Genomic DNA, 11,845 nt, shown 5'->3' with positions numbered 1-11,845 from the left:
GGGCGGGACGCCCGTCGTGGGCGCTGCCCAGGGGCGCGGGCTGATTCACGGGGACGCCCCCCATCCCCACACCTCCGCAAGTGAAAGGGCCGGTACCGCGCGTCTGCTCGTAACCGGCCCTTTCACTTGCCCTGAGGGGGTTTGGGGGGAATCATTCCCCCCAAGAAAAAATATTCTCTTACCTTTGCTTCAATTCTCGCTAGCACCCGCAGGCGGGCTTGGTGTCCAGCGGGCTCAACGGGTCTGGCGCGCCCTGCTTGTAGGGCGAGATCTTGCGCAGGGTCTCGATGATGCCCGGCACGTTCTTGATGACAAAGTCTACATCAGCCTCGGTGGTGTAGCGAGAGAGCGAGAAGCGGATGGACCCGTGGGCGTAGGTGAAGGGCACGCCCATGGCGCGCAGCACGTGTGAGGGCTCCAGGCTGCCGGAAGTGCAGGCCGAGCCGGAGCTTGCGGCGATGCCCAGCTGGTCGAGGAGCAGCAGGATGGCCTCGCCCTCCACGTACTTGAAGCTGATGTTCGAGGTGTTGGGCAGGCGGTCCGCTTTGTGGCCGTTCAGTCGGCTGTCGGGCACGGCGGCGAGGAGCGCGTTTTCGAGCTTGTCGCGCAGGCCGCGCACTGTGGTGTTCTCGACAGGGATGTGCGCCTTGGCTGCGCGGGCGGCGGCGCCCAGGGCGATGATGCCTGTGGTGTTCTCGGTTCCGGCGCGGCGTCCGTGCTCCTGGTGTCCGCCGATGAGAAACGGCCGGTAGGGCAGCTTGCGGCGCACGTAGAGGGCCCCGATGCCCTTGGGCGCGTGCAGCTTGTGGCCGGACAGGGCCAGCATGTCCACATCCAGGTCCTTGAGGCTGATGGGGATCTTGCCCACGGCCTGCACGGCGTCGGTGTGCATGATGATGCCCCGGCTGCGCGCCAGCTTGGCTATTTCCGGGATGGGGAAGATGACGCCGGTCTCGTTGTTGGCCCACATGATGCTGACGATGGCCGTGTCGTCGGTGAGGCTGTCCTCAAGCTCCTTCATGTTCAGGCGGCCTTCGGAATCCACGCCCAGGTAGGTGACGCGGTAGCCTTGGCTGCGCTCCAGGAATTTGCACAGCGAGAGAATTGCCGGGTGCTCCACGCGGGTGGTGACGATGTGGCGTTTCTCCGGCTGGGCGGCCAGGGCGCTCCGTATTGCCGTGTTGTCAGCTTCGGTGCCGCAGGAGGTGAACACGATCTCGTCGGTGCCGCAGCCGAGCAGGTAGGCAAGGCTCTCTCTCGCCTCGCGCATCTCCCGGCCCACGGCCCCGCCGAAGCTGTGCATGGAGCTGGGGTTGCCGTAGCGCTCGGAGAAGAACGGCAGCATGGCTTCAAGGACTTCCGGGGCCACGCGGGTGGTGGCGTTGTTGTCCATGTAGATGACTGGCGTGGTCATGGGCTAGACCTCCCGCACCTGGATTTCAGGGTCGACCTTCTCGCGAAGGATGGTTTCCACCACGCCGTGCACGGTTGCCTGGCTGGAGGGGCAGTTGGTGCAGCGCCCGCGCAGGGACACGGACACGAGCATCCCCTCGATGTCAGCCAGTTCGATGTCGCCGCCGTCGAGCTGGAGCCGTGGGCGGATCTCCTTCTCCAGCACTTCCTCGATCATGCGCATGCGCTGGATGTTGGTGAGGCGCTTGGGCGCGGGCGCGGGAACGGGCTTGGCCTCGCCGCGCGCCTGGGCGATGAGCTCGCCGATCTTTTCATGGCACTTGGCGCAGCCGCCGCCGGCCTTGGTGTAGTAAGTCACGTCCTCAACGGTCTTAAGGTCGTTCTCGCGCACGGCCTCCAGAATTTGATGATCGGTGACGCCGAAGCATTCGCAGACGATCTCGCCCTCGGAGTGCTCCATGCTCGACACCTTTTCGCCGCGCCAGGTCTTGATGGCCGCCTCAAGCGCCTCCTGCCCCATGACGGAGCAGTGCATCTTTTCCTTGGGCAAGCCGCCCAGGGCCGCGGCGATGTCCTTGTTCGATATCTTGAGCGCCTCGTCGACGCTCTTGCCCTTCACCAGTTCGGTGAGGGCGGAGCTGGAGGCGATGGCGCTTGCGCAACCGAAGGTCTGGAAGCTGGCGTCCTGGATGACGCCGTCCTCGATCTTCAAAAACAGCTTCAGGGCGTCGCCGCAGGCAATGGAGCCCACCTCGCCCACTGCTGTGGCGTCCTTCATTTCTCCAACGTTCTTGGGGTTCAGGAAGTGTTCCTTCACCTTGTCAGTGTATTCCCACATGGCGCTACTCCAGAATCGTCGATTGGCGCGGGCCAGGCGGCAGGCGCATTCAAGTTAAATACACACGCTTGCAGCACGCGCAAGGGGAAGAAGCAAAGTTTATTAAACTGGTAGGGATTAAGGGCGCGGGCTGGGCGTTCGCCGTCCCGGCGCAAACAAAAGAAAACGGGGCGGAGAGCGCAAACTCCCCGCCCCGCAGGCGTTCATTCTTGAAGTGAGGCTACAGCTTGCAGGCCGTGCGCAGGTCGGCCGCGGCGTCGGTCTTTTCCCAGGTGAACTCGGGCAGTTCGCGGCCAAAGTGGCCGTAGTTGGTGGTCAGCTTGTAGATGGGGCGGCGAAGGTCCAGGCGCTTCAGGATGTGGTAGGGGCGCAGGTCGAACACTTCGCGCACGGCCTTGGTCAGCACCGCGTCGTCAACCTCGCCGGTGCCGTGGGTGGTGCAGACGACGGAAACAGGATCGGCCACGCCGATGGCGTAGGCGATCTGCACCTCAGCAACGTCGCCCAGGCCAGCGGCCACGATGTTCTTGGCCACGTAGCGCGCCATGTACGCGCCGGAGCGGTCCACCTTGGAGGGGTCCTTGCCGGAGAACGCGCCGCCGCCGTGGGCTCCCGCGCCGCCGTAGGTGTCCTGGATGATCTTGCGGCCGGTCAAGCCGCAGTCGCCCACGGGCCCGCCGATGACGAAACGGCCGGTGGGGTTCACATAGACCTTCAGCTTGTCGTCGATGAGGTTCTGCGGAAGGGTGTGGAAAATGACTTCCTTCTTGATGGCCTCCACCAGGTCGCCGTGCTCGATGGATTCATCGTGCTGGGCGGAGCAGACCACGTTGTCGATGCGCACGGGCTTGCCGTGCTCGTATTCCACGGCCACCTGGGTCTTGCCGTCGGGACGCAGGAACTTCAGAATTCCCTGCTTGCGGACGTATGTCAGGCGCTGGGACAGCTGGTGCGCGTAGTAGATGGGCGCAGGCATCAGCGTGGGGGTTTCCTTGGAGGCGAAGCCGAACATCATGCCCTGGTCGCCCGCGCCCTGATCCTCGGGCTTCTGGCGGTCAACGCCCTGGGCGATGTCGGCGCTCTGTTTGTCGATGGCGGACATGACCGCGCAAGTGGCGTGGTCGAAGCCCATCTCGGAGCTGTTGTAGCCGATTTCCTTCACGGTCGCGCGCACAATGGACGGCAAGTCGGCGTAGGCCTTGGTGGTGATTTCACCGGCGATGAAAGCCATGCCGGTGGTGACCAAGGTTTCGCAGGCCACGCGGGAGTTGGGGTCCGGCCCGATGAGGGCGTCGAGGACGGCGTCGGAGATGGCGTCGGCCACCTTGTCCGGGTGTCCCTCGGTGACGGACTCGGAAGTGAACATGTAGCGGCTTTTGGGCGAAATCATTACAATCCTCCAGTATATCAGGTAAGAATTTCGTTTAGTGGGCCGCCTCGGGCCTGTTGGCGGCATCCACGCGTATGACTCTGGGCTTGTGCGCTGGAATTTCTTCAGGCTCAAGCTCCAGGTAAGTCACCAGTATAACCTTCTGCCCGGGCTTGCCCTTGTGTGCGGCGGCGCCGTTCAGGCAGATCTCTCCGGGATTACCGGGGATGGCGTAGGTGGTCAGCCGCTCCCCGTTGTCCAGGTTCAACACGTCGATCATCTCGTACGGCAGGATTCCCACAGCATCGAGCAGGGCAGTATCCACGGAAATGCTGCCCTCGTAGTCCAGATTCAGGGAGGTGAGGGTGGCGCCGTGGATTTTGGCGCTCATGAACGTACGTCTGGGCATGGGTAATTACACCTCTAAAAGTATGTTGTCTATAAGGCGAACCTTGCCGATAAACACTGCAACGGCAAGCAAGGTGGGCGCGTCGATCCGCGCCACCGGCGCCAGGGATTCAGGGTGCGCGAAAGATGCATAGTCCACGCGCGCATCCGGCAACGTATCGGCCAGATGCTCGCGGAACATGAGAGCCAGGGCTTCGGCGTCGCGCTCGCCCGCGGCCACGCGCCGCTGCGCCAAAAGCAGGCCCTGGCGGATGGCCGGAACCCGGCTGCGTTCATCAGGCGTCAGGTAAACGTTGCGGGAGCTCATGGCCAGGCCGTCGGGCTCGCGGAAGATGGGCATTCCCATCAGCTCCGCATCCAGGTCAAGGTCGCGCGCCATGCGCCGCAATATGGCCAGCTGCTGCCAGTCCTTCTGGCCGAACACGGCCACCTTGGGCTGCACAAGGTTCAAAAGCTTCAGCACCACGGTGCACACGCCCCTGAAGTGCACGGGGCGCGAAGCTCCGCACAGGCCCTTGGCCATCTCCGGCACCTCCACCCAGGTGGCGTGGTCCGGCTGGTACATGGCTCCGGCTTCGGGCGCGAAAACCGCGTCCGCGCCGTGCGCCTCAGCCAGAGCCAGATCGCGGGGCAGGTCGCGCGGGTAGCGGTCCAGGTCCTCGTTCGGTCCGAACTGCGTGGGGTTTACGAACACGCTCACCACCAGCTTGTCGGCGCAGGCGCGCGCGTGGTCGATGAGGCTCATGTGGCCGTCGTGCAGGAATCCCATTGTGGGCACCAGGGCGATGCTTTGGCCCTGTTCGCGCCACTGGCGGCACTGCGTGCGTAAGGATGCGGGGGTTGTGAAGAGATCCATGGCGGTTCCCGAAGGGTACGTTTTTGGAAGGCACACATTGCATGATTGGTTCCGGCTGTCCACTGATATTTCCCCGGCCCTCCCGCTTCGCCCTTGTGCTGAGAGTTGCAGCAGGATAGAGAGCCTTGCATGCGACCTGCAGCCGACATCCTGACCGACATCCTGAGCGACTTGAGCGTGCAGCTCACGCGCCAGGACCTCATCGACCTGGAGCACAGCCTGAAGGACGCCATCCGCGCCTTCCTGCCCTTTACGTCCTACAGCCTGTACTTCCCGCGCGAGGGCAGCCCGCCCCCGGAGCTGCGCTTTGACGCGGGCAGCCGCGAGCTGGTGCTGCCCCTGACGCTCTGCGGCAAGGTGCTGGGCGTGTTCGTGGCGCGCGGGGTGCGCCTGAAGGCGCCCAAGGCCATGCCGCCGGTGTATCAGGCCATGGCCGAAAAGGTGCTGGAGCAGATGCTTCTCTACAAGCGCTCGGTGACGGACGCCCTCACCGGCCTGTCCAGCCGCGAGCATTTCCACAAGGTGCTGGGCCAGGAGATCGCCCTCATCCGCCATTGCCTGGAGGCCACCACCGGGGGCCGCACCGACCCGGACGTGCAGTGCTTCAGCGCCGCGCTGGGCGTCATCCTCCTCGACCTGGACTCCTTCCAGTGGATCAACGAGCGCTACGGCTACACCCTGGGCGACCAGATGGTGGCCCAGGTGGGCACGATCATCGCAGCAGCCTGCCCGCGCCACGTCACTGCCGCGCGCATCCATAACGACACCTTCGCCATTTTGACGCCGGACGCCAGCGCCAAGGGCGCCTTCCAACTGGCCGAGCAGGTGCGCCAAGCCATTGGAGCCCTGTCCTTTCAGGACGAGATCACGGGCGACCGCATCAGCGTTTCTGCCAGCCTGGGCTATGCAAACTATCCCCAGTGCCTGCGCGGCGCACAGCTTGAGCGCACCCCGGCGGAGCAGGCGCGCATCCTCATGCGCGCGGCGCAGAAGGCCGTGGGCACCAGCAAGGACCATGGCCGCAACCGGGTCTTCGGTTTTCTCGACATCGCGCGCACGGGCGGCCGCATCCTTGAGGTCTTGCCCATGCAGCGGCTCTCGGTGACGCTGGGCCGCAGCGTTGGCGCCCAGGAGGGCCTGCGCTACCTCGTGTGGTCGCCCAAGTTCCAGGAGCGCACCATCGAGGCCCGGCTCTCGGGCGACGAGCGCCTGCTTGGCCGCTCGCCCGCCCTGTACAAGGGCGAGATAGTGCTCACCGAAGTGCAGGAGGACCTCTCCTTTGCCGAGGTGCTGCACGCGGGCGACCCCGCCTGGGCCCCGGAGCCCGGCGACCGCCTGACCCTGATCCAGGAGCGCGACAGCCTCTTCGCCGCGCAGCCAGCGGAAAACGCAGGCGGCGCGGGCGCGGCCCAGCGCGACATGATCACCGGTCTTTACGGCTACCGCGACTTTCTGTCCTTTTTTGGCCGCGTGCGCAGCCGCGCCGACGCCTTCACAGTGGTGCTCATGCGGGTTGTCATGCCCAGCGGAGAAGGTCCGGGCAAGGACGCAGGCAAGGACGCCGCAAAGGACGGGGTGGACCGGCGCGGCGGCACGGTGAAGCGCATGGACGCCGCCGTGGCGCAGGTCGCCGCACTGGCTGAGAAATGCTTTCTGGATCCGGCTGCCCCGGCTGCTCCGGCTCGAACCGGAGACAATGCCGGGCAAAAGCCCGCGCGCGCCGCCGGCGGACGCTTCGGCCTGGGCGGGCTGGTGCACTTCCTGCCCGGCGAGGTGGGACAAACCGCCCTGGCCCGTGCCGAGGAGCTCTGCTCCCAGGCTGCGGCGGAGCACGGCCTTGATCTGGCCGTGGGAATCTTCAGCTACCCGTTCCTCAATTTCGCCAAGGCCGACGCCCTGGAATGCGCGCGCAAGGCCTTGGAGCACGCCCTGCTCCTGCCCGCGCCGCGCGTGGCCCAGTTCGACTCCGTTTCGCTCAACGTCTCGGGCGACAGGCTTTTTGTGGAGGGCGACCTCTACGCCGCAGTGGAGGAGTTCAAGCTTTCGCTCCTGGCCGACTCCGACAACGTGCTGGCCCGCAATTCCCTTGGCATCTGCTACGCCCAGCTGGGCAAGGCCGATCAGGCCCGGCGCGAGTTCGAGCTGGTGGTCGCAGCCGAGCCAACGGACGTCATGGCCCACTATAATCTCGGCTGGGCCTGCCAGCGGCTGGGCGAGACCAGTCTTGCCCGCGCCGCCTACGAACGCTGCCTTAAGCTGGATCCCAGCCACAACTTCAGCCTGCTGCGGCTGGGCTCATTGGCCGAAGGCGCAGGCGAACTGGACCAGGCCGAGGCGTTCTACACGCGCGCCCTGGCCACCCCCGGCGGCGAGGCCTCGGCCCTGCGGCCCCTGGCCCGCGTGGCCCTGGCCAAGGGACAGGCGGACAAGGCCCGCGAGCACCTGCACCTGGCCATCAGCGCCAACCACAACGACGCCTTCGCCCTGCACATGCTGGCCAAGCTCTACCTCGATGTCGGCGAAGACCCGCAGATAGCCGAGGTGCTGGCCCGGCAGAGCTCCGCCCTCATGCCTGAACGCCAGGAGTTCCGGGATGCCCTGGTCAAGGCGCTCACCCTCCAGGGCCGCCTGGACGAGGCCCGCCAGGTCGAGGCCAGAGGCCGTTTCTAGCCCACACGCAAGGAGTTCCAATGTCCCCCATGTCCGACATCGTGCTGGTCCCGCAGTCCACTCAGCTTTTGGCCATGGCCGTGGCGCTGCAGTTCGTCGCCTTCATGACCGTGCTTTGGCGCGGAATTTTCGGCATGAAGCAGCTCTCCACCCGCCGCCCGCGCTGGCCCTTCATCCCGCTGGTCGCGGGCACCGCGTGCGGCGTCTGGTACGCCTGGATCCAGCAGGATCTGGTCTTTGGCGCAGCCCAGGGCTTGGCCCTGTTCCTTGGCTTCTGCCTCCTCAACAGCACGCGCGGCGAGCAGCCCTCAGGCGGCCAATTCACCGGCAAGCGGTCGGAACGGCGCGCTGCCGAGCGTGAAGCCAAACGCGCGAGGAAAAGCAGTGGGGAATAGCGCCGCAGGCGCCCGGCCCGTGATCAAGGGCTTGGCCATGCTGGCCGTATTCGGCGGTCTGGTGGCCCTGGCGCGCAGCCTCGGCCTGGAGCAGCATCTGGCCGACCGCCAGTGGGTCCTGGCCCACGTGGAGGGCCAGGGCGTGGCCGGAGTGTTCTTTTTTTTGGGCCTCACCGGGCTGGTGACGGGCATGGGCGTGCCCCGGCAGCTTACGGCCTTCCTGGGCGGCTACGCCTTCGGCTGGTTCTGGGGCTCGATTCTGGCCACAGTGGGCACGGCCCTTGGCTGCGCAATGGACTTCGGCCTGTCGCGCACCTTGGGGCGCGATTTCGTGCTCTCGCGCTTCGGCAAGCGCGTGGAGCGCTTGGACTCCTTCCTGCGTTCCGCCCCCTGGCGCTCGTCCCTGGCCATCCGGCTGTTCCCCGTGGGGCACAACATGCTCACCAGCGTGGCCGCGGGAGTCACCAGCATCCCGGCTGCGGCCTTCATTTCCGGGTCCGCCGCAGGCTACCTGCCGCAGAATCTCGTGTTCGCCATCTTCGGCGCCGGGGTCAACGCCCAGACTGACCTGGGCAAGGCCCTGTCCATAGGCCTTTCCGTGGCGCTTCTGGGCGCTTCTACCTGGCTTGGAGTCTCGGTGTACCGTGCCTACAAGCGCAAAGGCGCAGTGCCGGTGGATGAAGAGGGAGAGGTCGAGGAGTCGGAGAACGGCGCAACGGCCGGAAAATAGATAAGCTCCTGCCATCCTTGGGCGGGGGCAGGGTCAGCCGCTGCAGCCGTCGGTCTCCTACTTGCAGTCGGGCGGCGGCAGCAGAAAAGGCCGGTACAGATCGTCTGGGCGAATGGGCAGCTTGAGGCGCGGCGCCAGCCGCTTCCAGCCCAGCCAGAACAGCCAGCCCAGCATGGCGCCGAGAATCCACCCGGCCAGCACATCCAGCGGAAAATGCTTGCCAGCATAGATCCGCGACCAGCCCACAAGCACCGGCAAGGCCCACAGACCCTGGCGCAGCCTGGGCCAGAAGCACATGGCCAGCACAGTGAGCGCCATGGAGTTGGCCGCATGGGCCGAGGGGAACGAAGTGCCGCGATCACGGTCGGGGGTGTAGTCCGCAGGCAAGCGCACCCACTGGCCGGACGCCTGGTAATACGTGCCCGCGATGGCGTGCTGAGGCCGCACCCGTCCCGCCTCATGCTTCACCGCGTTGCAGGTCAGGTCCGTCACCCCCATGGCCAGCACCAGGGCGATGAAATAAACCGCCTGCCCCTTGCCCCGCAGGGCCGAGCGCCACACAAGCAGACCCGCCAGAAGCACAAAAAGCGGCGCGCGCAGCGAGAACACCGGCAGCAGCAGGTCCAGGGCGGACGAGCGCCACTGCTGGTTCATAAGGAGTTGCAGGTCCAGATCCAAGGGATAGGCGGGGAACATGCGGCGGCCTCCAGAGGGGGCGAATGTCTTCCCGCCCGGCCAGAATGCTATGCCAAAGCCCAGCGGCTTGTCAAAGCCGGGCATTTCGTTCAAGACTGCCGCCGAACGAAGCCCCAAATCGTCATGACCGGAGACACAATGCCCCAGCCGACCATCGCCTTGTCCATGCCCCGCCTGGGCCTCTACGGAGGCGCAGAGGGCTTTGGCTGGCGTCTGGCCGAAACCTTGGCGGCCTGCGGCCACCGAGTGAGCTTCCTGTGCGCGCGGGCAGAAGGCCGCCTGCCGGGAGGCGTGACGCCGGTGGAGTTTGGCCGCCCGCCCCTTGGCCGCGCCGTGAAAAACCTCTGGTTCGCCTGGGCCGTGGAGAATCACCTGCGCAAGCAAGCCTACGACGTGGTCATCGGCTTGGGGCGCACCTGGAACCAGGACATCCTGCGCGTGGGCGGCGGCCCCCAGGACATCTTCAACCGCCTGACCCTGGCCGCTCACGGCGAAGGCATGTGCCGCCTGGGCAAGCGCCTGCGCCGCACGCTCTCACCCTCAGCCGCGGTCATCCGCTGGATGGAGGCCCGGCAGTTCGACACGCCCGCCAACCCGGCCCAGCGCGTGGTCTGCGTGTCGCACCTGGTGCGCGACTGGCTTCTGGAGGCCCACCCGGCCCTGGACCCCGCCCAGGTCAGCGTGGTGTACAATCGGCCCGACCTCTCGCGCTTCGCCCCCCTGGACCCGCAGCGCCGCGCCGAACTGCGCAGTGGCCTCGGCCTTGCGGATGGAGATACCGTGGTCTGCACCGCGGGCACGAATTTCGCCCTTAAAGGCGTGGGCACGCTCATCCGCGCCCTGGCCCTGCTGCCGAACAACTTCAGCATAGCCGTGGCCGGGGGCCGTCACCCGGACGCCTGGATCGCCCTGGCGCGAAGCCTTGGCGTCGAGTCCCGCGTGCGCTTCGCAGGCAAGGTGGACGACATGCCAGGCTTCTACGGCGCGGCAGACATCTTCGCCCTGCCCACCTACTACGACGCCTGCTCCAACGCTGTGCTGGAGGCCCTGGCCTGCGGCCTGCCAGCCATCTCAAGCAGCCGCAACGGCAGCGCGGTGTTCGTGGACCCGAAACTCATACTGCCCGACCCCGGCGACGCGGAGACCCTGGCCCGGCTCATCCGCGATGCAGCAGCTACGACCACCAGCCCGCAAGATCGCCCGCCCTTCCACTGGCCCGACGACCAGCCAAACGGCCTGAATCCCTACATCGACATGGTGGAAGAACTCATCCGCAAGAAACGGGGGCGCCCATGAGCACAAACTCCCTGGACCTGCTGTTCCTCACGCCCTCGGGCGAGACCCTGCCCAGCGTGCGCTTCCGCGTGCTGCCATTTGTGGAGCTTGGCCGCGCGCGCGGCCTGGCCGTGGACTGGCGGCGCGCGCCAAAGGCCATCCACCAGCGCCTGGCCTTCCTGCTCACCCTGCCCCCGGCCCGGGTCGTGGTCATCCAGCAGAAGCTCTTCGCCCCCTGGGAGCTTGCGCTCATCCGCCGCCGCTGCCAGAAGCTCGTGTACGACGTGGACGACGCCCTGTGGGCCCTGCACCCGGCTGAAGTCGGGCAGCCCGGCAGCGCGGAGAAGTCCGCCAAGATCAAGGCGCGCTTCGCCCACACCTGCGCAAACGTCGACCTCGTCATCGCGGGCAACGACTACTTGGCCGAGCACGCCCGCGAGCAGCAGCAGAACGTCTTTGTCCTGCCAACGCTCCTCGACACCGACAAATATACTCCGCCGCCGCCCGACGCTTCGGGCGTGGGGGCCTTCCGCGTTGGCTGGATGGGCACCTCCGGCAACCTCTTCTTTCTGCCGGAGGTGCTGCGCCAACTCGCCCCGCACCGCGAGCGCCTGGACGTGCGCATCGTTTCCGACGCGCCCTACGAGGACGAACTGCACGAGATGGTGCGCTTCGAGCGCTGGAGCCCCACCCTGGAGGCCGACCAGCTGCGCGGCTTCGAGGCCGGGCTCATGCCCCTCACCGACGACGAGTACACGCGCGGCAAGTGCGGCTTCAAAATCCTACAGTACATGGCCTGCGGCGCGGTGCCCGTGGCCTCGGCTGTGGGCTTCAATACGCAGATCCTCACCCATGGGCACGACGGCCTTTTGGTGCGCCAGCCGTCGGATTGGGCCGCGCACATCCTGGCCCTGGCTGGCGACCGCGACCAGCTTGAGCGCATGGCCGCGAACGCGCGCTTCACCGTGGTGCAGCGCTTCAGCCTGAACAGCATGGCCCCGCAGCTGTGGAACGCGCTGGGGCTGTAGCCGGGAAGAGCACACGGAAGAGAATATTTTTTTCTTGGGGGGAATGATTCCCCCAAATCCCCTCATGGCAAGTGAAAGGGCCGGTTCCGAGCAGACGCTCGGTACCGGCCCGTTCACGTGCGGAGGTGTCGGGATGGGGGCCTTTACCCACAATCGGCCCGGCGCGG

The 11,845-nt window shown here is 66.3% G+C and carries 11 protein-coding genes; 5 read left to right on the top strand and 6 right to left on the bottom strand.

From position 1 onward, the window contains the following. Positions 1-199: 199 nt before the first annotated feature. From nifS to panC, 5 genes are all read right to left on the bottom strand, one after another. Positions 200-1,414: a cysteine desulfurase NifS gene (nifS, locus tag Q8O35_RS09355; RefSeq protein WP_305572556.1), complete on the bottom strand. Its 1,215-nt coding sequence runs from the start codon at positions 1,412-1,414 to the stop codon at positions 200-202. 3 nt (positions 1,415-1,417) lie between these two features. Continuing rightward, entirely contained in the window at positions 1,418-2,251 is an 834-nt protein-coding gene (gene nifU, locus Q8O35_RS09350; RefSeq protein WP_305572555.1) for a Fe-S cluster assembly protein NifU, read from the bottom strand. Between the two features lie 220 nt (positions 2,252-2,471). After that, positions 2,472-3,641, bottom strand: coding sequence for a methionine adenosyltransferase (gene metK, locus Q8O35_RS09345; protein ID WP_305572554.1), 1,170 nt, complete (start codon positions 3,639-3,641; stop codon positions 2,472-2,474). 34 nt (positions 3,642-3,675) lie between these two features. Beyond that, on the bottom strand, positions 3,676-4,029 hold the full coding sequence (panD, locus tag Q8O35_RS09340; RefSeq protein WP_305572552.1) for an aspartate 1-decarboxylase: 354 nt from the start codon (positions 4,027-4,029) through the stop codon (positions 3,676-3,678). A 6-nt stretch (positions 4,030-4,035) separates the two neighbouring features. After that, on the bottom strand, positions 4,036-4,884 hold the full coding sequence (panC, locus tag Q8O35_RS09335) for a pantoate--beta-alanine ligase (RefSeq protein WP_305572551.1): 849 nt from the start codon (positions 4,882-4,884) through the stop codon (positions 4,036-4,038). Between the two features lie 129 nt (positions 4,885-5,013). Between panC and Q8O35_RS09330 the strand changes: the two genes are divergently transcribed. From Q8O35_RS09330 to Q8O35_RS09320, 3 genes are read left to right on the top strand one after another with little or no spacing between them, the layout of a single operon-like run. Continuing rightward, positions 5,014-7,554, top strand: coding sequence for a diguanylate cyclase domain-containing protein (locus Q8O35_RS09330; protein WP_305572550.1), 2,541 nt, complete (start codon positions 5,014-5,016; stop codon positions 7,552-7,554). A gap of 20 nt (positions 7,555-7,574) precedes the next feature. After that, positions 7,575-7,949 (top strand): hypothetical protein, encoded by a 375-nt coding sequence (locus Q8O35_RS09325; RefSeq protein ID WP_305572549.1) that lies wholly within the window; start codon positions 7,575-7,577, stop codon positions 7,947-7,949. Continuing rightward, the gene (locus tag Q8O35_RS09320; protein ID WP_305572547.1) at positions 7,939-8,679 is read left to right on the top strand and encodes a TVP38/TMEM64 family protein; all 741 of its coding nucleotides are present in this window, start codon (positions 7,939-7,941) and stop codon (positions 8,677-8,679) included. The genes Q8O35_RS09325 and Q8O35_RS09320 overlap by 11 nt, the downstream gene beginning before the upstream one ends. Before the next feature lie 57 nt (positions 8,680-8,736). Here Q8O35_RS09320 and Q8O35_RS09315 read toward each other — a convergent pair whose 3' ends face one another. After that, positions 8,737-9,459: a phosphatase PAP2 family protein gene (locus Q8O35_RS09315; protein ID WP_305572544.1), complete on the bottom strand. Its 723-nt coding sequence runs from the start codon at positions 9,457-9,459 to the stop codon at positions 8,737-8,739. A gap of 39 nt (positions 9,460-9,498) precedes the next feature. Here Q8O35_RS09315 and Q8O35_RS09310 point away from each other — a divergent pair, with 39 nt between their 5' ends. Further along, complete coding sequence (locus tag Q8O35_RS09310; protein WP_305572542.1) at positions 9,499-10,671, top strand: glycosyltransferase family 4 protein; 1,173 nt, start codon at positions 9,499-9,501, stop codon at positions 10,669-10,671. Then, positions 10,668-11,678 carry a glycosyltransferase family 4 protein gene (locus tag Q8O35_RS09305; RefSeq protein WP_305572540.1) on the top strand — a complete coding sequence of 337 codons (1,011 nt, stop codon included), beginning with the start codon at positions 10,668-10,670 and terminating at the stop codon, positions 11,676-11,678. Before Q8O35_RS09310 ends, Q8O35_RS09305 begins: the two co-directional genes overlap by 4 nt. Positions 11,679-11,845 lie beyond the last annotated feature (167 nt).

The organism is Humidesulfovibrio sp. (genome assembly GCF_030689645.1).
GTDB lineage: Bacteria > Desulfobacterota > Desulfovibrionia > Desulfovibrionales > Desulfovibrionaceae > Humidesulfovibrio.
The sequence above is the reverse complement of the archived record's forward strand: the minus strand, read 5'-3'. Positions and strand labels throughout refer to the sequence as shown.

Bases quoted from the DNA above. Each gene is read 5' to 3' on its own strand.
- Q8O35_RS09315 (WP_305572544.1), bottom strand. From the start codon at position 9,459: ATGCCCGGCTTTGACAAGCCGCTGGGCTTTGGCATAGCATTCTGGCCG.
- nifU (WP_305572555.1), bottom strand. From the start codon at position 2,251: ATGTGGGAATACACTGACAAGGTGAAGGAACACTTCCTGAACCCCAAG.
- Q8O35_RS09305 (WP_305572540.1), top strand. From the start codon at position 10,668: ATGAGCACAAACTCCCTGGACCTGCTGTTCCTCACGCCCTCGGGCGAG.
- nifS (WP_305572556.1), bottom strand. From the start codon at position 1,414: ATGACCACGCCAGTCATCTACATGGACAACAACGCCACCACCCGCGTG.
- Q8O35_RS09310 (WP_305572542.1), top strand. From the start codon at position 9,499: ATGACCGGAGACACAATGCCCCAGCCGACCATCGCCTTGTCCATGCCC.
- metK (WP_305572554.1), bottom strand. From the start codon at position 3,641: ATGATTTCGCCCAAAAGCCGCTACATGTTCACTTCCGAGTCCGTCACC.
- Q8O35_RS09325 (WP_305572549.1), top strand. From the start codon at position 7,575: ATGTCCCCCATGTCCGACATCGTGCTGGTCCCGCAGTCCACTCAGCTT.
- Q8O35_RS09330 (WP_305572550.1), top strand. From the start codon at position 5,014: ATGCGACCTGCAGCCGACATCCTGACCGACATCCTGAGCGACTTGAGC.
- panD (WP_305572552.1), bottom strand. From the start codon at position 4,029: ATGCCCAGACGTACGTTCATGAGCGCCAAAATCCACGGCGCCACCCTC.
- panC (WP_305572551.1), bottom strand. From the start codon at position 4,884: ATGGATCTCTTCACAACCCCCGCATCCTTACGCACGCAGTGCCGCCAG.